Source organism: Pseudomonas sp. MIL19 (genome assembly GCF_028680365.1).
Taxonomy (GTDB): Bacteria; Pseudomonadota; Gammaproteobacteria; order Pseudomonadales; family Pseudomonadaceae; genus Aquipseudomonas; species Aquipseudomonas spirodelae.
On sequence record NZ_JAPPVG010000010.1, the window covers coordinates 78,346 to 98,698 of the forward strand.

General features: G+C 57.8%; 21 protein-coding genes. All 21 read left to right on the forward strand.

The window, feature by feature from the left end:
- The first annotated feature begins 34 nt into the window (after nt 1-34).
- The 21 genes from N1078_RS09040 to N1078_RS09140 all read left to right on the forward strand — a co-directional run bounded on the left by N1078_RS09040 (nt 35) and on the right by N1078_RS09140 (nt 20,251).
- Nucleotides 35-1,288 carry a flagellar hook-length control protein FliK gene (locus tag N1078_RS09040; RefSeq protein ID WP_274087851.1) on the forward strand — a complete coding sequence of 418 codons (1,254 nt, stop codon included), beginning with the start codon at nt 35-37 and terminating at the stop codon, nt 1,286-1,288.
- A gap of 313 nt (nt 1,289-1,601) precedes the next feature.
- Entirely contained in the window at nt 1,602-2,129 is a 528-nt protein-coding gene (gene fliL, locus N1078_RS09045) for a flagellar basal body-associated protein FliL (RefSeq protein ID WP_274087852.1), read from the forward strand.
- Nucleotides 2,130-2,142: 13 nt separating this feature from the next.
- Complete coding sequence (fliM, locus tag N1078_RS09050) at nt 2,143-3,114, forward strand: flagellar motor switch protein FliM (RefSeq protein ID WP_274087853.1); 972 nt, start codon at nt 2,143-2,145, stop codon at nt 3,112-3,114.
- A gap of 35 nt (nt 3,115-3,149) precedes the next feature.
- Entirely contained in the window at nt 3,150-3,635 is a 486-nt protein-coding gene (gene fliN, locus N1078_RS09055; RefSeq protein WP_274087854.1) for a flagellar motor switch protein FliN, read from the forward strand.
- A 2-nt stretch (nt 3,636-3,637) separates the two neighbouring features.
- Entirely contained in the window at nt 3,638-4,072 is a 435-nt protein-coding gene (gene fliO, locus N1078_RS09060; protein WP_274087855.1) for a flagellar biosynthetic protein FliO, read from the forward strand.
- On the forward strand, nt 4,072-4,857 hold the full coding sequence (gene fliP / locus N1078_RS09065) for a flagellar type III secretion system pore protein FliP (RefSeq protein WP_274087856.1): 786 nt from the start codon (nt 4,072-4,074) through the stop codon (nt 4,855-4,857). Before fliO ends, fliP begins: the two co-directional genes overlap by 1 nt.
- Nucleotides 4,858-4,859: 2 nt before the next feature.
- Nucleotides 4,860-5,129, forward strand: coding sequence for a flagellar biosynthesis protein FliQ (gene fliQ / locus N1078_RS09070; RefSeq protein WP_274087857.1), 270 nt, complete (start codon nt 4,860-4,862; stop codon nt 5,127-5,129).
- A 1-nt stretch (nt 5,130) separates the two neighbouring features.
- Nucleotides 5,131-5,907 (forward strand): flagellar biosynthetic protein FliR, encoded by a 777-nt coding sequence (fliR, locus tag N1078_RS09075; protein ID WP_274087858.1) that lies wholly within the window; start codon nt 5,131-5,133, stop codon nt 5,905-5,907.
- 3 nt (nt 5,908-5,910) lie between these two features.
- Nucleotides 5,911-7,047 carry a flagellar biosynthesis protein FlhB gene (gene flhB / locus N1078_RS09080; RefSeq protein WP_274087859.1) on the forward strand — a complete coding sequence of 379 codons (1,137 nt, stop codon included), beginning with the start codon at nt 5,911-5,913 and terminating at the stop codon, nt 7,045-7,047.
- A 136-nt stretch (nt 7,048-7,183) separates the two neighbouring features.
- A complete protein-coding gene (flhA, locus tag N1078_RS09085; protein ID WP_274088002.1) occupies nt 7,184-9,307 on the forward strand; it encodes a flagellar biosynthesis protein FlhA in 2,124 nt (707 codons plus the stop codon).
- 15 nt (nt 9,308-9,322) lie between these two features.
- Complete coding sequence (gene flhF, locus N1078_RS09090) at nt 9,323-10,621, forward strand: flagellar biosynthesis protein FlhF (RefSeq protein WP_274087860.1); 1,299 nt, start codon at nt 9,323-9,325, stop codon at nt 10,619-10,621.
- Between the two features lie 77 nt (nt 10,622-10,698).
- Nucleotides 10,699-11,529 (forward strand): flagellar synthesis regulator FleN, encoded by an 831-nt coding sequence (gene fleN, locus N1078_RS09095; protein WP_274087861.1) that lies wholly within the window; start codon nt 10,699-10,701, stop codon nt 11,527-11,529.
- A complete protein-coding gene (gene fliA / locus N1078_RS09100; RefSeq protein ID WP_274087862.1) occupies nt 11,526-12,272 on the forward strand; it encodes an RNA polymerase sigma factor FliA in 747 nt (248 codons plus the stop codon). The genes fleN and fliA overlap by 4 nt, the downstream gene beginning before the upstream one ends.
- Nucleotides 12,273-12,365: 93 nt before the next feature.
- Nucleotides 12,366-12,740, forward strand: a complete 375-nt coding sequence (locus N1078_RS09105) for a chemotaxis response regulator CheY (protein WP_208598743.1) — start codon at nt 12,366-12,368, stop codon at nt 12,738-12,740.
- An 18-nt stretch (nt 12,741-12,758) separates the two neighbouring features.
- Entirely contained in the window at nt 12,759-13,547 is a 789-nt protein-coding gene (locus tag N1078_RS09110; RefSeq protein ID WP_274087863.1) for a protein phosphatase CheZ, read from the forward strand.
- A gap of 13 nt (nt 13,548-13,560) precedes the next feature.
- On the forward strand, nt 13,561-15,723 hold the full coding sequence (locus tag N1078_RS09115; protein WP_274087864.1) for a chemotaxis protein CheA: 2,163 nt from the start codon (nt 13,561-13,563) through the stop codon (nt 15,721-15,723).
- Nucleotides 15,724-15,767: 44 nt separating this feature from the next.
- Nucleotides 15,768-16,874 carry a protein-glutamate methylesterase/protein-glutamine glutaminase gene (locus tag N1078_RS09120; protein ID WP_274087865.1) on the forward strand — a complete coding sequence of 369 codons (1,107 nt, stop codon included), beginning with the start codon at nt 15,768-15,770 and terminating at the stop codon, nt 16,872-16,874.
- The gene (locus N1078_RS09125; RefSeq protein WP_274087866.1) at nt 16,874-17,614 is read left to right on the forward strand and encodes a flagellar motor protein; all 741 of its coding nucleotides are present in this window, start codon (nt 16,874-16,876) and stop codon (nt 17,612-17,614) included. Before N1078_RS09120 ends, N1078_RS09125 begins: the two co-directional genes overlap by 1 nt.
- Before the next feature lie 12 nt (nt 17,615-17,626).
- Nucleotides 17,627-18,496 (forward strand): flagellar motor protein MotD, encoded by an 870-nt coding sequence (gene motD / locus N1078_RS09130; protein WP_274087867.1) that lies wholly within the window; start codon nt 17,627-17,629, stop codon nt 18,494-18,496.
- Between the two features lie 51 nt (nt 18,497-18,547).
- Nucleotides 18,548-19,336 (forward strand): ParA family protein, encoded by a 789-nt coding sequence (locus tag N1078_RS09135; protein WP_274087868.1) that lies wholly within the window; start codon nt 18,548-18,550, stop codon nt 19,334-19,336.
- An 87-nt stretch (nt 19,337-19,423) separates the two neighbouring features.
- Nucleotides 19,424-20,251, forward strand: a complete 828-nt coding sequence (locus tag N1078_RS09140) for a CheW domain-containing protein (protein ID WP_274087869.1) — start codon at nt 19,424-19,426, stop codon at nt 20,249-20,251.
- Nucleotides 20,252-20,353 lie beyond the last annotated feature (102 nt).

The window sequence follows — 20,353 nt, forward strand, 5'->3', positions numbered from 1 at the left end:
CCTCTGCACGACCAACCCCGAGCGGAGAGTATCCATGTCCGTTGCCCCCGATCTGCTGCTTAAATCGGCACCTGCCGTAAAGCCTAAGGCTGCTGCAGCAAAGCCGCCGGAAAAACCCGCGCAGGCCAATAAAAACGAGGCATCCAGCTTTTCCCAGGTGTACGCCAAAGAGCGTCAGGCCAAGGCGGTCGAGCGTAACGATGCTGCCGCAAAGCCTGCGCGTGAGAGTAAACCGAAAGAACAGCAAGACGATGAGCCGCAGGTTGTTGCTGCCGCTGTGCCGGGCGAGCTTGCCGATAGCGGCAAGCCTTTGCCGAGTGACCCGGCAAGCGAGGCGGATGCGCTTGATCCGCTGTTGTTGCTCGGTATAACCGGCGAACTGCCGCAGCAAGGGCTAGCGCCCGACAGTGCGCCTGCGCCCTTGCTGGTAACCAGCGGGTTGACCAGTTCAGGGCCTGCGAGCATGACCGAGGCCAGCTTTGACGCTGAGTTGGATGCGCTCAACCAACTGCCGGCAGTGCGTATGGCATTGGAAATGGGGGCGAAGGAAAAAGCGTTGGCGGAACAAGCCGCTACACCTCTGGCGCAGGCTAATCAGGCAACGCAGAGCGCGAGTCAGGGCATGCTAGCCAGTCAGCTGCTGCAGGATGAGGCGCCAGTTGAAGGCGATGCGCTCGAGCTCTCGGACGTACAGCTTGAGGCCCTTACCGGCAAAAGCCTGGAAGCACTGAAGGAAGGCACAGCGAACAATTCGCCTGAGAACTTTGTCAGCAAACTCAATGCGCTGAGTCAGGCCATTGGCCAACAAAGCCCACTCTCTGCGCGAGCGCCGGTTGTGGTTGGGCAGCCGGTGCCCATGCAGCAGGGCGGTTGGAGTGAGGCGGTAGTGGATCGAGTGATGGTGATGTCCAGCCAGAATCTAAAATCCGCCGAAATTCAACTCGATCCGGCCGAGTTGGGGCGCCTAGAGGTGCGCATTAGCGTCAACCAAGAACAGAGCCAGGTGACCTTTGCCAGCCCCCATGCGGGCGTGCGTGAAGCCTTGGATGCGCAGATGCATCGCCTGCGTGAGCTATTCGCTCAGCAAGGCATGAATCAACTAGACGTGAGCGTTTCCGATCAGTCGCTGAACCGCGGTTGGCAAGGTCAGGACGGTGGTGACGGCAGAGGGCGTGGCGGTGCCTCGGGTGAACGATCGGGCGCGGACGAAGAACTGCACGTGAGCACTGTTGAATCCGCGCGGCCAAACGCGGGGAGTGCCCGTGGCCTGGTCGACTATTACGCTTGAGCGAGTAGCAACCGCTAGCCCGCATCAGCCTGCTTTAATGCAGGGCAGGCGATGCGCCGCCGGCTTTGGTTAGGTTCTGAGGTGCTTGGCGCTGTAGTTGCACGGCCCACTGATCTAAACTGCGTACCGCCCGACTCCCATTGCGTGGGAGTCGGGCGGTTTTGTTTGGGGCGTGCGCTTACCGATGCCTTGGCCGCACCTATTTAAGGTGCTGGGCCACCCGTAGTGAGCAGGCCTGTTGACAGACTGGCATAACACTTGCTCGCAACCCTTTGAAAGCGGATAGAACTCCGAATAATGACGGATTATTGGCATGGCTAAGAAAGAAGCAGCGCAAGCGCCGGCAGATGGCGAAGCGAAACCAGCCGGCAAAATGAAGCTGATCATCATCATCGTGCTCGCCGTGCTGCTGGCTGTAGGCCTTTCCGTGGGCGGCACCTGGTTCTTTTTGAGCAAGAATGACGCGGGCGCTGAAGAAGCCAAGGCTGCCGCCAGTGCTGAACCTGCAGCGCCAGTCAAACAGGCGGCGATCTATGAAGAGCTGTCGCCGGCATTTGTAGTGAATTTCAACTATCAGGGCCGCGCCCGCTATATGCAGGTCAGCGTTGCGTTGATGACGCGCGACCAGGCTGCACTGGATGCCCTCAAAGTGCATATGCCAGTGCTGCGTAACCGTTTAGTTATGTTGTTTTCCGGACAGGACTTCGCCTCCCTGATCACCCCGGTGGGCAAGGAAATGCTGCGCCAACAGGCCACCGCCAGCGTGCAGGAGTTGGCGCAGAAAGAGACCGGCAAGGTCACGATCGAGCAAGTGTTGTTCACCAACCTCGTATTGCAGTAACCAGGAGCGGTATATGGCTGTGCAAGACCTGCTTTCCCAGGATGAAATCGATGCCCTGTTACACGGCGTGGATGACGGCTTGGTTGAAACCGAGGATGAAGCCGAGCCGGGAAGCGTCAAGCAATATGACCTGACCAGCCAGGACCGCATTGTCCGTGGGCGCATGCCGACGCTTGAGATGATCAACGAGCGCTTCGCCCGCTATACCCGCATCAGCATGTTCAACCTGTTGCGCCGCTCCGCCGATGTGGCAGTGGGCGGCGTGCAGGTGATGAAGTTTGGCGAGTACGTGCACTCGCTGTATGTGCCGACCAGCCTCAACCTGGTGAAGATGAAGCCGCTGCGCGGCACCGGCCTGTTTATTCTCGACGCCAAGCTGGTGTTCAAGCTGGTGGACAACTTCTTCGGCGGCGACGGCCGTCACGCCAAGATTGAAGGGCGTGAGTTCACCCCGACCGAATTGCGCGTGGTGCGCATGGTGCTGGATCAGGCATTTGTTGACCTGAAAGAAGCCTGGCACGCGGTGATGGATATCAACTTCGAGTACGTCAACTCGGAAGTGAACCCGGCGCTGGCCAACATCGTCAGCCCCAGTGAAGTGATTGTGGTGTCGACCTTCCATATCGAATTGGACGGCGGCGGCGGTGATCTGCATATCACCATGCCGTATTCGATGATCGAGCCAATTCGCGAGATGCTTGATGCGGGCTTCCAGTCCGATGTCGACGATCAGGATGAGCGTTGGATCAAGGCCCTGCGCGAAGACATCCTCGGCGTGAGCGTGCCGCTGAGTGCCACCGTCGCGCGGCGCCAGCTTAAATTGCGCGACATATTGCACATGCAGCCAGGCGATGTGATCCCAGTTGAACTGCCAGAAAATATGGTGCTCTGCGCTAACGGCGTCCCTTCATTCAAGGTCAAGCTAGGGGCCCACAAAGGCAACCTGGCGTTGCAGGTGCTCGATCCGATTGAGCGCCTGCGTTAACTGTTAACCCTATTCACGCCAGCCGAGGAAAAACGATGGCAGACGAAAACGATAATATCGAAGACGGCGAAGAAGCCAGCTCCCCTGAAGAGCAGGCGCTAGCCGATGAGTGGGCGGCTGCATTGTCTGAGGCCGGCGATGCCGGGCAGGACGATATCGACGCCATGCTTGCTGCAAGCAATGCGGCACCCTCGGTCCCGCGTGCGCCCATGGAAGAATTCGGCAGCGCGCCCAAGAACAACCTGCCGGTTAACCTGGATGGGCCGAACCTGGATGTGATTCTGGATATCCCGGTGTCGATCTCCATGGAAGTCGGCAGCACTGATATCACCATTCGCAACCTGCTGCAGCTCAATCAAGGCTCGGTCGTTGAGTTGGATCGTCTGGCAGGCGAGCCGCTGGATGTGTTGGTCAACGGCACCCTGATTGCTCATGGCGAAGTGGTGGTGGTGAATGAGAAATTCGGCATTCGTCTGACTGACGTGATCAGCCCCAGCGAACGCATCAAGAAGTTGCGCTAACCATGTATAGAACCCTCCTGCTGAGCCTGCTGGCTCTACCTGTTGTTGCAATGGCTGCCGAACCCGCCGCACAAGCCGCTGCCCCACTTGCCAGTTCAGGTATGGGCGGGCAGTTGGTGCAGCTGTTGCTGGGCCTGTTGCTGGTGATCGGCTTGATCTTTCTGCTGGCCTGGCTGATGCGCCGGGTACAGCGGATCGTGCCGCGTGGTGGTCAGGTGATCAAAGTGGTGGCCACCCAGGCCTTAGGGCCGCGCGATCGCTTGGTGCTGGTGCAGGTGGGGAGCGAGCAGGTGTTGCTGGGGCTGACGCCAGGCAACATCACCTCGTTACATGTGATGCAGGAACCGGTGCATTTGCCGGATGCCGAGCCGGCCTCGACCGAGTTTGCGCAGCGCCTGATGGAGTTGCTGGGTAAGGATCAGAAGGACAAGTCGTGATGCTGCGTTGCTTACTGGTGTTGGTTTTTAGCCTGGCGGCTTCGCTTGCGTTCGCTGCAGATCCGCCGACGGGTAGCACGCTGATTCAGTCGGGCAGTAGCCCGTTATCGATTCCGGCGATCACCCTGAGTACCGACACCGAAGGACAGCAGGAATATTCGGTTAGCCTGCAGATCCTGCTGATCATGACTGCGCTGAGTTTTATTCCAGCGTTTGTCATGCTTATGACCAGCTTTACCCGGATCATCATCGTCTTCTCTATTTTGCGGCAGGCGCTGGGCCTGCAACAAACACCGTCGAACCAGATTCTTGTGGGCCTGGCGCTGTTTCTGACCATGTTTATCATGGCTCCGGTGTTTGATCAGATTAACCGCGAAGCCCTGCAGCCCTACCTCAGCGAGCAGATGACCGCCCAGGATGCGATCCTCAAGGCGGAAGGGCCAATCAAAAATTTTATGCTGGCGCAGACCCGCGAAAGCGATCTGGAGCTGTTCGTGCGCCTGTCCAAACGTACGGATATCGCCACGCCGGATGATGCACCGCTGACCATTCTGGTGCCGGCTTTCGTCACCTCGGAGCTGAAAACCGCCTTCCAGATTGGCTTTATGATCTTTATCCCGTTTCTGATCATCGACATGGTGGTAGCCAGTATCCTGATGGCGATGGGCATGATGATGCTGTCGCCGCTGATCATTTCCCTGCCGTTCAAGATCATGCTGTTTGTGTTGATTGATGGCTGGGCGCTGATCATGGGCACCTTGGCCGCCAGCTTCGGAGGTACTTAGCCATGACTCCTGAAGTGGCGGTTGATCTGGTGCGCGATGCCTTGTGGTTGACTGCGATGATTGTTGCTGTGCTCGTCGTGCCTAGTCTTCTGGTGGGTTTGCTGGTGGCAATGTTCCAGGCAGCGACCCAAATCAACGAACAGACCCTGAGTTTTTTACCCAGGTTGCTGGTGATTCTGATCTGCTTGATAGTGCTCGGCCCTTGGCTGGTGCGCGAATTGATGGAATACACCCAAAACCTGATCATGAACATTCCGCTGTTGATCGGCTGACATGTTCGAATTAAGCAGCGGGCAGATTGGGGCGTGGGTGGGCAGTTTTATGCTGCCACTGTTTCGCATTTCTGCGCTGTTGATGTTTATGCCGCTCATCGGCACTCAGCTGGTTCCTGGCCGGGTGCGCCTGTATCTGTCTCTGGCCATCTGCCTGGCAATTATGCCGAGCCTGCCGCCCATGCCGGCTATTGATGCCATCAGTGTGCAGGCCTTTATCTGGATTGCTCAGGAGATCCTGATCGGCGCGATGCTGGGGTTTGTGCTGCAGCTGTTCTTCCAGATTTTTGTGATTGCCGGGCAAATTATTGCCATGCAGATGGGCCTCGGGTTTGCCTCAATGGTTGACCCCGCCAACGGTATTTCGGTGCCAGTGATCGGCCAGGTATTTACGATCCTGGTGACCCTACTGTTTCTGGCGATGAATGCCCATTTAGTGGTCTTTGAAGTGCTCGCCGAGAGTTTCTTTACCCTGCCGGTTGGCGGCGGTTTTCTCTTGGAAAATTACTGGGAGATCGCCCACAAACTGAGTTGGGTGCTAGGCGCCGCTTTGCTTTTAGTGTTGCCTGCGGTCACCGCGCTGCTGGTGGTCAATCTTGCGTTCGGAGTCATGACTCGGGCGGCGCCACAACTGAATATCTTCTCGATCGGTTTTCCGCTGACCTTGGTGCTCGGGCTGGTGATTGTTTGGATCGGCATGGCCGATTTCCTCGCGCAATACCAGATGTTTGCGACCGAAGCCTTGCAGTTCCTTCGTGAAATGGCGAGGGCGCGCTAAGCCATGGCCGAGTCCGAGAGTGGTGCTGATAAAAGCGAGGAACCCACGGAGAAACGCCTGCGCGAATCCCGTGAGAAGGGCCAGATTGCCCGCTCCAAAGAGCTCAACACCCTCGCGGTGACGTTGGGCGGGTTTGGCGGCATGTTGGCGTTCGGCGGCAGTATCGGTAAGTCCATGATGGACATCATGCAGGGCAATTTTTCCTTGCCGCGTGAGGTGGTCATGGATGAGCGCAGCATGGGGCTGTGGCTGGCGGCATCCGGGGAGATCGCATTAAACGCGCTGTTTCCCCTGCTGATACTGCTGTTGATCGTCTCGATTGTTGGGCCGATTTCTTTGGGGGGGTGGCTGTTTTCCGCCGAAGCCATGGCGCCCAAGGCCAGCCGGATGAATCCCGCAGCGGGCCTTAAACGGATGTTTTCCGTGCAGGCGCTGGTTGAGCTGCTCAAGGCGTTGGCCAAATTCATTCTGATCCTGTTGGTGTGCGTGGTGGTGTTGTCGGCCTGGCAGGAAGACCTGTTGGCAATTGTCCATGAGCCCCTTGAATCGGCGATTCTGCATTCGATGACGGTTGTGGGCTGGAGCGCCCTGTGGATGTCCTGCGGGTTGATTTTGATTGCTGCCGTAGACGTGCCATTCCAGCTCTGGAGCAGCAAGCAGAAGCTGATGATGACCAAGCAGGAAGTGCGCGACGAGTACAAAGACAGCGAAGGCAAGCCGGAAGTTAAGCAGCGTATTCGTCAGCTACAGCGCGAAATGGCCGAGCGGCGCATGATGCAGTCAGTGCCGGACGCCGATGTGGTGATCACCAACCCGACGCACTTTGCCGTGGCCTTGAAATACGACCCGGCCAAAGGCAGCGCGCCGGTGCTGCTGGCCAAGGGCGGCGACTTTACGGCGTTGAAGATTCGTGAGATTGCCAATGAGCACAAGGTGATGGTGCTGGAGTCTCCGGCTCTGGCGCGGGCCGTGTTCTATTCCACTGAGCTGGATCAGGAAATTCCCGCAGGGCTTTATCTGGCGATTGCCCAGGTACTGGCTTACGTCTACCAGCTGCGCCAGTACCAGGCGGGCAAAGGCAAGCGCCCCGGGCCGCTGCCAGAGATACCGATCCCGCCGGATTTACGCCGCGACGACTGATCATCCGTGCGCGGCAACTCGCGCATTTACCGGCTGTTTGCCTGATCCCGGCAAAGTTGGACAGCTTCTTGCAAATCCCTGCCCAGAGGCGCGCAAAGCGTCAAAAGATTGAATTGGCTGGGGTAGTGGTGTGGCAATAGATCGCTCACAAATGATCGGTGACGTACGCAGCAACCTGTCGGGGTTGAAGCAGGGCAATCTGGGTATTCCGTTGCTGCTGCTGGTCATGCTCGGCATGGTGATGCTGCCGATTCCGCCATTCCTGCTCGATGTGCTGTTTACCTTCAGTATTGCCTTGTCGATCGTCGTGTTGCTGGTGGCGATCTATGCCCTACGGCCCCTGGATTTCGCGGTATTCCCGACCATTCTGCTCGCGGCGACCTTGCTGCGGCTGGCGCTTAACGTCGCGTCCACGCGGGTGGTGCTGCTCAATGGCCAGGATGGCCAAGATGCCGCGGGTAAGGTGATTCAAGCGTTTGGTGAGGTGGTGATCGGCGGTAACTACGTGGTCGGTATCGTGGTGTTTGCGATCCTTATGATCATCAACTTCGTAGTGGTCACCAAGGGTGCTGGGCGCATCTCCGAAGTCAGCGCGCGCTTCACTCTGGATGCCATGCCCGGTAAGCAAATGGCCATCGACGCCGACCTCAACGCCGGTCTGATCGATCAGGAAACGGCCAAGTTGCGGCGTAGCGAGGTGTCCCAGGAGGCCGATTTCTATGGCTCCATGGACGGTGCGAGCAAGTTCGTGCGCGGTGATGCGATTGCCGGCTTGCTGATTCTATTTATCAACCTGATCGGCGGTGTGGCCATCGGGATTTTTCAGCATGACCTGAGCTTTGTCGATGCGGGGCGTATCTACACCTTGCTGACCATCGGTGACGGTCTGGTGGCGCAGATTCCTTCGCTGCTGTTGTCGACTGCTGCAGCGATTATGGTGACCCGGGTTTCCAGTTCGGAAGACATGGGCGCCCAGGTCAATCGGCAAATGTTCGCTTCGCCGCGCGCGCTGGCAGTGACGGCGGCGGTGATGATCGCCATGGGCCTGGTGCCTGGCATGCCGCATTTCTCCTTTATCAGTCTCGGGCTGGTGGCGGCGGGCGCGGCCTATTGGATTGCCAATAAGCAGCGCGCGACCAAAGAAAGCGAGGTTAAGGAAGTGCAGCGCCAGCAGGAACTGCTGCCAGCGCAGAAGGCTCAGGAGGTTAAGGAGCTGGGCTGGGACGACGTGACGCCGGTGGACATGGTCGGCCTGGAAGTCGGCTATCGCTTGATTCCCCTGGTTGACCGTAACCAAGGCGGCCAGTTGCTGGCGCGGATCAAAGGCGTACGCAAAAAACTTTCCCAGGAAATGGGCTTTCTTATGCCGTCGGTGCATATCCGCGACAACCTTGACCTGCAGCCCAGCGCCTATCGCCTGACCTTGATGGGTGTCAGCGTGGCCGAGGCCGAGGTGTATCCGGATCGTGAGCTGGCGATCAATCCCGGTCAGGTCTTCGGTCCACTTAATGGTATTGCCGCCAAGGATCCGGCATTCGGCCTGGAAGCGGTGTGGATTGACCCAAGCCAGCGTGATCAGGCGCAGTCCCTCGGTTACACCGTGGTTGATGCCAGTACCGTGGTTGCCACCCACCTCAACCAAGTGCTGCACAAGCATGCTCATGAACTGCTGGGGCATGAAGAAGTGCAGCAGTTGATGCAGCTGCTGGCCAAGAGCTCGCCCAAGCTCGCCGAAGAGTTGGTGCCTGGGATGATTTCCCTGTCGACCCTGCTCAAGGTGCTGCAAAGCCTGCTGCAGGAGCAGGTGCCGGTGCGTGATATCCGTACCATTGCCGAGGCCATCGCCAATGTTTCGGTGAAGAGTCAAGATCCCGCCGTGATGGTGGCTGCGGTGCGTGTCGCGTTAGCCCGGGCAATTGTGCAAAGCATTGTGGGACTAGAGCCGGAGCTGCCTGTGATCACCCTTGAGCCAAGGTTGGAACAGATATTGCTAAACAGTATTCAGAAGGCCGGTCAAGGCTCCGAGGAGGGCATCCTCCTGGAGCCTGGCATGGCCGAGAAGCTGCAGCGTTCCCTGGTGGAAGCGGCGCAGCGCCAGGAAATGCTCGGCAAGCCAGTGATACTGCTGGTGGCCGGTCCGGTCCGGGCGATGCTCTCGCGATTCGCGCGGCTGGCGGTTCCGAGTATCCATGTACTGGCATACCAGGAAATTCCGGATAATAAGCAGGTCACCATCGTTGCGACGGTGGGGCAGAACTAACCGAGGTTACAGGCCATGCAGGTCAAACGCTTTTTCGCCGCCGATATGCGTACCGCCATGAAGCTGGTGCGTGATGAACTGGGTGCCGATGCCTCGATCATTGGCAATCGCCGGGTTGCTGGCGGTGTCGAGCTGACTGCCGCACTGGATTATCAAGTGCCCGCCGCGCCAGCCCGTCAGCCTAATCCGGCGCTGGAAGCCGAACTACGCAAAACCCAGGCAAAAATCGCCACAGCGCAGGCGGAGCTGACCACGCGTGCTCAAGTCGATGCCGGCAAGGATCGTCAGTTGTTTGGCGCCGCCGCCAGCGTGCCGGTCGATCGCTTGGCCGAGGCATTGTCTCCGGCACGTGCTGCACCTGCCGCCGCTGATCAGGGTGCCCTGGATGCCATGCGCTTCGAGCTGCATGGCCTGCGTGAACTGATTGAGGTGCAGCTGGGTTCAATTGCCTGGGGGCAGCTGCAGAATCGCCAGCCGCAGCAAGCGAATCTGTGGCGTCGTCTGCAACGCATGGGCCTGTCCGCTGAACTGGCGAAGGCGCTGCTTGAACGCGTTGCCAACATTGCCGAGCCGCGTCAGGCCTGGCGCATGTTGCTGGCGCATCTGGCTCACGCCATCAAGACGCCGCAGCAAGAGCCAATGGAAGAGGGTGGTGTGATCGCCCTGGTGGGCCCGGCGGGTATGGGCAAGACCACGACCTTGGCCAAGCTGGCGGCGCGTTATGTGCTCAAGTACGGCGCGCAGCATATTGCCCTGGTCAGCCTCGATAGCTACCGCATTGGCGCGCAGGAACAGATCAAAACCCTGGGTCGTATTCTTAACGTGCCAGTCACGCTGGTCGATCCGGGTCAATCCTTGACCCAGGCTTTGGCTCCGCTGGCGCGTAAGCGCGTCGTGCTGATCGATACCGCTGGCCTGCCGGCCAATGATCCGGCGCTGCGCATGCAGCTGGAAACGCTGGCTAGCCGTGGCGTCAATGCCAAGAGCTATCTAGTGATGGCCGCGACCAGCCAGGGCCAAGTGCTGAAAGCCGCCTACCATAGTTATAAACGCTGTGGTCTGGTTGGCTGTATTATCACTAAAGCGGATGAAGCCACCAGTTTGGGTGAGGTGTTAGGGCTGGCTATTAGCCAACGTCTACCGGTAGCCTACCTCACTGATGGGCCACGTATTCCCGATGATCTGCAGATACCGCGCAGTCATCAGTTGGTGAGTCGGGCCGTTGGGCTGCAGGCGACCCAAGAACCGAGTGAAGATACGATGGCAGAGATGTTTTCCGGTCTTTACCAGCAGCCTGCACGGCGTGCCAGTTAAGCTAAATATTATTGGAATTGAGCGGTGTTTAGCCGAGCAAGTGGCTCCAGTCGACGTTAGACAAGGTATTAGAAATTATGGGTATGCATCCCGTACAGGTGATTGCGGTGACCGGCGGCAAAGGTGGCGTCGGCAAGACCAACGTCTCGGTGAACCTGGCGTTGGCCTTGGCCGATCTCGGCCGTCGGGTGATGCTGATGGACGCTGACCTGGGTTTGGCCAACGTCGATGTATTGTTGGGGCTCAGTGCTAAACGCACCCTGGAAGACGTTATCAGCGGCGAGTGTGAGCTGCGTGATGTGCTGTTGCAGGGGCCAGGTGGTATTCGCATCGTGCCTGCTGCTTCGGGCATTCAGAGCATGGTGCAGTTGTCGCCGATGCAGCATGCTGGATTAATCCAGGCCTTCAGCGATATCAGCGACAACCTCGATGTGCTGATTATCGATACCGCCGCCGGGATCGGTGATGGTGTCGTCAGCTTCGTGCGCGCCGCGCAGGAGGTTCTGGTGGTGGTGTGTGATGAACCCACCTCGATTACCGATGCTTACGCCCTGATTAAATTGCTCAACCGCGACCACGGTATGAATCGTTTTCGCGTATTGGCCAACATGGCTCACAGCCCGCAGGAAGGTCGTAATCTCTTTGCTAAGCTGACCAAAGTGACTGACCGTTTTCTTGACGTTGCCCTGCAGTATGTCGGTGCAGTGCCTTACGACGAGTCAGTGCGCAAGGCCGTGCAGAAGCAGCGCGCGGTTTACGAAGCTTTCCCGCGCTCGAAATGCGCGCTGGCGTTCAAAGCAATCGCTCAGAAAGTCGACGCCTGGCCATTACCGGCCAACCCGCGCGGTCATTTAGAGTTCTTTGTTGAGCGACTGGTGCAGCAACCGATCGTAGACACGGCCATATGACAGCAGCCTCTGGACTTCGTATGTATAGCAAAGCGCAGGCGCAGGATTCCCAGCACCAGCTGATCGAGCGCTATGCGCCTCTGGTCAAACGCATTGCCTATCACCTGCTGGCACGCTTGCCGGCCAGTGTGCAGGTTGACGACTTGATCCAGGCGGGGATGATCGGCCTGCTTGAAGCGTCAAAAAAATACGACTCCAGTAAAGGTGCCAGTTTCGAGACATTCGTCGGTATCCGTATTCGCGGCTCCATGCTTGATGAGGTGCGTAAAGGCGACTGGGCACCCCGTTCGGTGCACCGCAATAGCCGCATGGTCAGTGATGCCATTCGAAAAGTTGAGGCTAGAACCGGTCGGGACGCTAAAGATCAAGAGGTTGCGGCCGAACTCCAATTGAGTCTGGAGGATTACTACGGCATTCTTGGCGACACTTTAGGCAGCCGCCTGTTCAGTTTCGACGACCTGTTACAGGACGGCGAGCACGGCGAGTTGACTGAAGACGCTGGCAACCATCACCTCGAACCTTCTCGTGATCTAGAAGATGAACGCTTTCAGGCGGCCTTGGCGGATGCCATTGGCAACCTGCCAGAGCGCGAGCGCTTGGTGTTGGCACTGTATTACGATGAAGAATTGAACCTTAAAGAGATCGGCGCGGTGTTGGGGGTTAGCGAGTCACGCGTAAGCCAACTACACAGTCAATGTGCCGCTCGTTTACGCGCCCGTCTGGGTGAGTGGCGCGCGCACTAAACTGCCCGCTCGCGCGGCTGGTTTCATGAATAAAGGCGCATGCAGGTTGCTGGGTGCGTTTGGGACTGTACGGAGGTCGACTTGGACAAAAACATGAAAATCCTCATCGTTGATGACTTTTCAACGATGCGACGGATCATCAAGAACCTCCTGCGTGACTTGGGGTTCACCAACACCGCAGAAGCCGATGACGGCACGACTGCATTGCCCATGCTGCAAAGCGGCAGCTTCGACTTTCTGGTAACGGATTGGAACATGCCTGGCATGACCGGTATTGACTTGCTGCGTGCCGTGCGTGCGGATGATCGGCTGAAAAGCCTGCCCGTGCTGATGGTCACGGCAGAAGCTAAGCGTGATCAGATTATCGAAGCTGCCCAGGCTGGGGTTAACGGTTATGTAGTCAAACCGTTCACTGCCCAGGTTCTGAAAGAGAAGATTGAGAAAATCTTTGAGCGGGTCAACGGCTGATGTCTGCCACGAGGTTCTATGGAGCATAAAAATCCTGCTCAGGGTGATCTTGAATCGTCCTTGAAGCACAGCGCTCGCCAACTGGTAGACAGCCTGGAAAAAGGCAATTTTGGTGAAGCGGTCCAGCTGATACACGACCTGAATAAGGCGCGTGATCGTGGCTTGTATCATGAGGTCGGCAAGCTGACCCGTGAGCTGCACAACGCCATCGTCAATTTTCAGCTTGACCCTCGTGTGCCGCATGCCACTGAAGTCTCGCAAATCACCGATGCCACCGAACGCCTAAATTATGTGGTGACGATGACCGAGAAAGCGGCCAATCGCACCATGGACCTGGTTGAGTTGAGTGCGCCGCTGGTTAATGACCTCAGTGCTGAAGCGCAAAGCCTGAGTGCCGACTGGGGGCGTTTTATGCGCCGCGAGATGAGCGCAGACGGTTTTCGTGAATTGGCCAAGCGTGTTGAGCTTTTTCTAGCAAGCAGTGAGCGTGATAGCGCGAAAATCTCCGGGCACCTCAATGATATTTTGCTGGCTCAGGATTATCAGGATCTCACCGGGCAGGTGATCAAGCGGGTGACCCAGTTGGTCACTGAAGTTGAGAGCAACCTGCTGAAACTGGTGCTGATGGCCAGTCAGGTGGATCAATTTGCCGGCATTGAGCACAACCACGAGTTACTCCGTGCCGAGCAAGAAAAACAAAAAGAACCTTCCCACGGTGAAGGTCCGCAGATTCATGCCGATAAGCGTGAAGACGTCGCATCTAATCAAGATGATGTCGACGACCTGCTTTCTAGCTTAGGATTTTAGGAGCACACGTCTTATGAGCTTCGGCGCCGATGAAGAAATCCTCCAGGACTTCCTGGTAGAGGCCGGCGAGATTCTTGAACTGTTGTCCGAGCAGCTGGTAGAGCTGGAAAGTCGTCCGGACGACATGAATCTGCTCAACGCTATTTTTCGCGGTTTTCATACCGTCAAAGGTGGTGCTGGTTTTCTCCAGCTCAATGAGCTGGTGGAATGCTGCCATATCGCAGAAAACGTCTTCGACATCCTGCGCAAGGGTGAGCGGCGCGTCGACTCCGCGTTAATGGATGTGGTGCTTGAAGCACTGGATGCCGTTAATGGCATGTTTACCGAGGTGCGCGAGCGTACCGATCTAACCCCGGCTACTCCTGAGCTGCTGGCTGCTTTGGCGCGCCTGGCTGAACCGGCAGGTGCTGATCCTGAACCGGTCGTGGCGGTTAAAGTGTCCGCTGAGCCTGCGTTTGAGACCGTTGCTGGCGACATTACCGACAGTGAATTCGAGACGTTGCTCGGTGCTTTGGATGAGCCGGCGACAGCCGCTTCCAGCGCCGCCAGCAGCGATGAAATTACTGATGATGAATTCGAGTCGTTGCTGGATCAGTTACATGGCAAAGGTCAGTTCGTCACGCCCGAGGCTCCCGTCGCACCTGCCGTACCCGAGCCTACCTCTAGCAATGAAATCACCGACGATGAATTTGAGTCGTTGCTCGACCAGCTGCACGGCAAAGGTCAGTTTGTAGCGCCAGCCACTTCGGCTCCCGTTACGCCGGCAGCCCCGGCTGAGCCTGCTGCAGCAAACGGTGATATCACCGACGATGAGTTCGAAGCCTTGCTCGATCAGCTGCATGGCAAGGGCAAGTTTGTCGAGCCTGAGGCGATCAAAGCCGCTACGCCGGCGCCAGCTGCCAAGCCAGTAGAACCCAGCAAAAGTGCAGCGCCTGCGGTTGCAAAGCCTGCGGCTAAGGCTGAACCCGCCAAGGTGCCTGCGGTAGAAAAGGCTGCTCCGCCCAGTGAAGCGGAAACCACCGTGCGGGTAGACACTGCGCGCCTGGATGAAATCATGAACATGGTCGGTGAACTGGTGCTGGTGCGTAATCGCCTGGTGCGTTTGGGCTCCAGCAGCGGCGATGAAGCCATGTCCAAGGCGGTGTCCAACCTGGATGTGGTGACGGCCGACTTGCAGACGGCGGTGATGAAAACCCGCATGCAGCCGATCAAGAAAGTCTTCGGGCGCTTCCCGCGTCTGGTTCGCGACCTCGCGCGCCAGCTCAAGAAAGAGATCAATCTGGAGCTGGTCGGTGAAGAAACCGACCTCGACAAGAACCTGGTTGAGGCGCTGGCCGATCCGCTGGTGCACTTGGTGCGTAACGCGGTTGATCATGGTATTGAAACCCCAGACGAACGCGAAGCGTCCGGTAAAGCGCGAGGCGGCAAAGTGGTGCTGTCCGCGGAGCAGGAGGGCGATCACATCCTCTTGTCGATCTCTGATGACGGCAAGGGCATGGACGCGGATGTGCTGCGTGCCAAGGCCGTGGAAAAAGGTTTGCTGGATAAGGATGCGGCTGATCGACTCAATGAGTTCGAGTGCTACAACCTGATTTTTGCCCCCGGCTTTTCGACCAAGACGGAGATCTCCGATGTCTCCGGTCGCGGTGTGGGCATGGACGTGGTGAAAACCAAGATTAATCAGCTCAACGGCACCGTTAACGTGTTTTCGGTGAAGGGGCAGGGCTCGAAGATCGTCATTAAGGTGCCGCTGACCCTGGCGATCATGCCGACGCTGATGGTGATGTTGGGCAATCAGGCCTTTGCCTTTCCGCTGGTTAACGTCAACGAAATTTTCCACCTTGATCTATCGCGTACCAATATTGTCGATGGCCAGGAAGTGGTGGTCGTGCGTGATAAAGCCTTGCCGCTGTTCTACCTCAAGCGTTGGCTGATCGGCAATGCCGCCCACGTGGAGCAGGGCGAGGGGCATGTGGTGATTCTCACTGTTGGCAGCCAGCGTATTGGCTTTGTGGTCGATCAGTTGGTGGGTCAGGAAGAGGTGGTGATCAAGCCGCTGGGCAAAATGTTGCAGGGCACACCAGGCATGTCAGGCGCGACGATCACCGGTGATGGCCGTATTGCTCTGATTCTTGACGTGCCGAGCATGCTCAAACATTACGCGCGACGTATCTGATTGTTCGCGGCGCGGGTATTTTTCGCGCCGCTTAGGAGTTGTATATGGCTGTTAAGGTGTTGGTGGTCGATGACTCCGGTTTTTTTCGTCGGCGCGTGTCGGAAATTCTCTCAGCCGATCCGAATATTCAGGTAATCGGCACCGCCACTAACGGTCGTGAGGCGATTGAGCAGGCTCAAGCGCTCAAGCCTGATGTAATTACCATGGATTACGAGATGCCGATGATGGATGGCATCACGGCCGTGCGTAACATCATGCAGCGCTGTCCAACGCCGGTATTGATGTTCTCCTCGCTTACCCATGAGGGCGCACGCGTCACCCTGGATGCTCTTGAAGCGGGTGCCGTGGATTTTCTGCCGAAGAACTTTGAGGACATTTCGCGTAACCCCGAGCGGGTTAAACAACTGCTCTGCGAGAAAATCCATACCATCGCCCGCAGCAACCGCCGCAGCCTGAGCCCGCAGCCTGCGGCATCAGCTGCTGCGCCAGCCCGGCCAGCGGTACGCCCCGCCTCAACGGCCAGCACGCTGAGTCGACCCGCGGTTGCACCTGCCCCTGTGGCCGTTTCGAGTGCTACACCCAAGCGTAAGCCCTATAAATTAGTCGCTATCGGCACCTCAACGGGTGGGCCGGTGGCGCTGCAGCGTGTATTGACGCAGTTGCCGGCTAACTTCCCCGCGCCGCTGGTGCTGATCCAGCACATGCCCGCAGCCTTCACCAAGGCCTTTGCCGAACGCCTCGACAAACTGTGCCGTATCAGCGTCAAGGAGGCTGAGGATGGCGATGTGCTGCGGCCTGGGCTGGCGCTGCTAGCCCCAGGCGGTAAGCAGATGATGGTCGACGCCCGTGGCATGGTGAAGATCCTGCCGGGTGACGAGCGCCTTAACTACAAGCCTTGTGTCGATATCACCTTTGGCTCCGTGGCCAAATCTTACGCGGACAAAGTGCTCGCGGTCGTGCTGACGGGCATGGGCGCGGATGGCCGTGAAGGTGCGCGCCTGCTCAAACAGACTGGCAGCCAGGTGTGGGCACAGGATGAAGCCAGTTGTGTGATTTACGGCATGCCCATGGCTATCGTCAAAGCCAATCTGGCCGATGCTGTGTACCCGTTGGATGATATTGGCAGGCACCTGGTGGAGGCCTGTATTTAATGGATGTACTGAGCCTTATTGGGGTCATCCTGGCATTTGTCGCGATCCTCGGCGGCAACTATCTCGAAGGCGGTCATGTTGGTGCTTTGCTCAATGGGCCAGCAGCGCTGATCGTGATCGGCGGTACCCTAGGCGCAGCATTCCTCCAGGCTCCCGTCCATGTATTCAAGCGCGCGCTGGCAATTATCAGCTGGATCTTTTTCCCGCCGCGGATAGATCTGGTTGGAGGCATAAATCGGGTCGTCGGCTGGAGCATGACCGCGCGTAAGGAAGGTTTGCTGGGCCTTGAGGCGGTGGCTGATGCTGAAACGGACCCCTACGCCCGCAAAGGTTTGCAGCTGTTGGTTGACGGGGCAGAGCCGGAAGCCATTCGCAGTATTCTCGAAGTCGATCTGTACACCCAGGAGGGCCGTGATATTCAGGCTGCCAAGGTGTTTGAAAGCATGGGCGGGTATGCGCCGACGATTGGCATTATCGGTGCGGTGATGGGCCTGATTCACGTCATGGGTAATCTGGCCGACCCGAGCATGCTCGGCAGCGGCATTGCGGTGGCGTTTGTGGCGACCATTTATGGCGTTGGTTTTGCCAACCTGCTGCTGCTGCCCATTGGTAACAAGCTCAAAGCCATCGCTCAACGCCAATCGCGTTATCGCGAGATGTTGCTCGAAGGCATCCTGTCGATTGCCGAGGGTGAAAACCCACGCTCCATCGAATTGAAGCTGCAAGGCTTTATGGATTGATGGAGGCACAACATGGCCCGCCGGCGTCATCAAGAAGAACATGAAAACCACGAACGTTGGCTGGTCTCCTATGCCGACTTCATTACCTTGCTGTTTGCGTTTTTCGTGGTGATGTACTCGATTTCCTCGATTAACGAAGGCAAGTACAAAATTCTTTCAGACAGCCTGACCGGTGTGTTCAATCAGCCTGATCGTGCGATCAAGCCGATTCCGGTCGGTGATGAGCGGCCGCGTACCACTGAGCCGGATCGTTCGCTGGTGGATGAAGAAAGCACGCTGTCAGCTGCCGACTCGCTGGAAAGCATCGCCCAAAGCATAAGTGATGCCTTTGGCGGCTTGATTCAGTCCGGTCAGCTCAAGGTCAGCGGCAATGAGTTATGGATCGAGATTGAACTCAGTTCCAGCCTGCTGTTCACCAGTGGCGATGCCGTCCCTAATAATGCGGCGTTCGATATTATCGAGAAGGTAGCCAAAATTCTGGCGCCCTATGAGAATCCGGTTCACGTAGAAGGCTTTACCGATAATCTGCCCATTCAGACTGCGCAGTTCCCTACTAACTGGGAGCTGTCTACCGCAAGGGCCGCGAGTATCGTCCGGATGCTGGCGATGGATGGGGTTAACCCGAGTCGTTTGGCGGCTGTAGGTTACGGTGAGTTCCAGCCCGTGGCCGATAACACCACTGCAGAAGGGCGTGGCCGCAATCGTCGGGTGGTGTTGGTGATATCGCGCAATCTCGATGTGCGCCGCAGCGTAAGTGGTGTGGGCAGCGCGAATGCGCAGCCTGATGCGGCCCTGAAGCGGGCTGGCACGCAACCTGCAGCAACACTGATAGCGCCGGCCCCGCAAGCGGGTGCCGTCAACCCCCCGTCGCCGGCCCCATAAAGGTGGCCCCGTTCTCGGTCAGGCATCACCTGCACCGAGAGGATGATTACGATGAGAGTCTGGGCAGTAGCCAATCAAAAAGGTGGCGTTGGTAAGACCACCACATCAATCGCCTTGGCGGGCCTGCTGGCTGATGCCGGTAAGCGCGTGGTGGTGGTCGATCTCGATCCTCATGGTTCGATGACCAGCTATTTCGGGCACGACCCTGACAGCCTTGAACACAGCAGTTTTGATCTGTTTCAGCACAAGGGCAGCGTGCCGCGCGGTTTGCCGCAGCAATTGCTGTTGCCGACCAGCCATGAGCGAATTTCTTTGCTGCCTTCCAGTACCGCACTTGCCACGCTTGAGCGTCAGTCACCCGGGCAGAGCGGGTTAGGGTTGGTGATCGCCAAGAGCCTTGCGCAGCTTTGGGAGGACTTTGATCATGCAGTGATCGACAGCCCGCCCTTGCTCGGCGTGTTAATGGTCAATGCCCTGGCGGCCAGCCAACAGTTGGTGATTCCGGTGCAGACTGAGTTTCTTGCGGTCAAAGGCCTTGAACGCATGGTCAATACCCTGGCCATGATCAACCGCTCGCGGCAGCAGGCGCTGCCTTACACCATCGTGCCGACGCTGTTTGATCGCCGTACTCAGGCCTCCATGAGTACGCTGCGGGTCTTGCGCAACAATTACCTTGAGCACCTGTGGCCCGCTTATATTCCGGTTGATACGCGCCTGCGCGACGCCAGTCGGGCCGGCCTGACACCGTCGCAATTCGATAAAAATAGCCGTGGCGTGATTGCCTATCGGGCGCTTCTCAAGCACTTGTTGGCGCAGCAGATTGCCGCGCAGGTCGCCTGAGATGAGCGGCTATGCTGAAGATATAGGCTCAAGTCTGTCGCTAGCGCGGCCGATAGTCTGTACAGATTGTTATTACGGGTTGTTTTCATGAGTCTTCCCCTTGCTACCGCGACACGTCCGCAACTGGCCTTGCAGTCCTATCTGGATAGCTTGTTGCAGGACGCTGCGGTCGAGTTAGCCGATAGCATCACGCTGGATGAGTTCGAAGCGGCGGTGCTTGAAGAGCAGGTCCGCGACGCCCGAACCCTGCCTCAAGTGCAAGCCGTGGCCAGCAAACCCTTGGCTGAACTGGCTGCGCGACCGCTTGTGCTGCCCACTATCGAGATCCCGGCACCGTCCGTTGAAGTCGCGCCGCAAGTGGCTGCCACTCTAGCCGTGATTGAGGTTGAGCGCGCACCGCTGCCGTCGTTGATGGTGCCCGAGCCGGTATTATCGGGTCGTCCGGAATGGGCTCAGGAGCCTTTCGAATGTCTATTGTTCGACGTTGCCGGCCTGACGTTGGCCGTGCCGCTGGTGTGTCTGGGTTCGATTTATCCCCTGCAAGGCCAGGAGCTGACGCCATTATTTGGCCAGCCCGACTGGTTTCTCGGCATACTGCCTAGCCAGGCAGGCAACCTGAAGGTGCTGGATACTGCGCGCTGGGTAATGCCTGATCGTTACCGCGATGATTTTCGCGAAGGTTTACAGTATGTGATCTCCGTTCAGGGCTATGAGTGGGGGCTGGCTGTGCATCAGGTCAGCCGCTCGATTCGGCTCGACCCGAATGAGGTCAAATGGCGCAGCCAGCGGACTCAGCGCCCATGGCTGGCCGGTACGGTGATTGAACACATGTGTGCCCTGTTGGATATTGCATCGCTGGCTGAGTTGATTGCCAGTGGTGCCGCTAAACGTATGGCGGCCAGACAGGGTCATTGAATAACGCACGGGCTGTGCGCTGCACCGCCTGGCAACTACAGTAAAGACACCGGGCTAGATACCCGCGATCGCCGCCGTGAGCGGTTCAAGACGAGGTTAGGG

Excerpts from the sequence above, each read along its gene's own strand:
- N1078_RS09110 (WP_274087863.1), top strand. The coding sequence starts at position 12,759 with ATGGAGCATAAAAATCCTGCTCAGGGTGATCTTGAATCGTCCTTGAAG.
- fliO (WP_274087855.1), top strand. The coding sequence starts at position 3,638 with ATGTATAGAACCCTCCTGCTGAGCCTGCTGGCTCTACCTGTTGTTGCA.
- N1078_RS09125 (WP_274087866.1), top strand. The coding sequence starts at position 16,874 with ATGGATGTACTGAGCCTTATTGGGGTCATCCTGGCATTTGTCGCGATC.
- fliN (WP_274087854.1), top strand. The coding sequence starts at position 3,150 with ATGGCAGACGAAAACGATAATATCGAAGACGGCGAAGAAGCCAGCTCC.
- motD (WP_274087867.1), top strand. The coding sequence starts at position 17,627 with ATGGCCCGCCGGCGTCATCAAGAAGAACATGAAAACCACGAACGTTGG.
- fliP (WP_274087856.1), top strand. The coding sequence starts at position 4,072 with ATGCTGCGTTGCTTACTGGTGTTGGTTTTTAGCCTGGCGGCTTCGCTT.
- fliQ (WP_274087857.1), top strand. The coding sequence starts at position 4,860 with ATGACTCCTGAAGTGGCGGTTGATCTGGTGCGCGATGCCTTGTGGTTG.
- N1078_RS09135 (WP_274087868.1), top strand. The coding sequence starts at position 18,548 with ATGAGAGTCTGGGCAGTAGCCAATCAAAAAGGTGGCGTTGGTAAGACC.
- fliR (WP_274087858.1), top strand. The coding sequence starts at position 5,131 with ATGTTCGAATTAAGCAGCGGGCAGATTGGGGCGTGGGTGGGCAGTTTT.
- flhB (WP_274087859.1), top strand. The coding sequence starts at position 5,911 with ATGGCCGAGTCCGAGAGTGGTGCTGATAAAAGCGAGGAACCCACGGAG.
- fliL (WP_274087852.1), top strand. The coding sequence starts at position 1,602 with ATGGCTAAGAAAGAAGCAGCGCAAGCGCCGGCAGATGGCGAAGCGAAA.
- N1078_RS09105 (WP_208598743.1), top strand. The coding sequence starts at position 12,366 with ATGAAAATCCTCATCGTTGATGACTTTTCAACGATGCGACGGATCATC.
- fliM (WP_274087853.1), top strand. The coding sequence starts at position 2,143 with ATGGCTGTGCAAGACCTGCTTTCCCAGGATGAAATCGATGCCCTGTTA.
- N1078_RS09140 (WP_274087869.1), top strand. The coding sequence starts at position 19,424 with ATGAGTCTTCCCCTTGCTACCGCGACACGTCCGCAACTGGCCTTGCAG.
- N1078_RS09115 (WP_274087864.1), top strand. The coding sequence starts at position 13,561 with ATGAGCTTCGGCGCCGATGAAGAAATCCTCCAGGACTTCCTGGTAGAG.
- fleN (WP_274087861.1), top strand. The coding sequence starts at position 10,699 with ATGGGTATGCATCCCGTACAGGTGATTGCGGTGACCGGCGGCAAAGGT.
- fliA (WP_274087862.1), top strand. The coding sequence starts at position 11,526 with ATGACAGCAGCCTCTGGACTTCGTATGTATAGCAAAGCGCAGGCGCAG.
- N1078_RS09040 (WP_274087851.1), top strand. The coding sequence starts at position 35 with ATGTCCGTTGCCCCCGATCTGCTGCTTAAATCGGCACCTGCCGTAAAG.
- N1078_RS09120 (WP_274087865.1), top strand. The coding sequence starts at position 15,768 with ATGGCTGTTAAGGTGTTGGTGGTCGATGACTCCGGTTTTTTTCGTCGG.
- flhF (WP_274087860.1), top strand. The coding sequence starts at position 9,323 with ATGCAGGTCAAACGCTTTTTCGCCGCCGATATGCGTACCGCCATGAAG.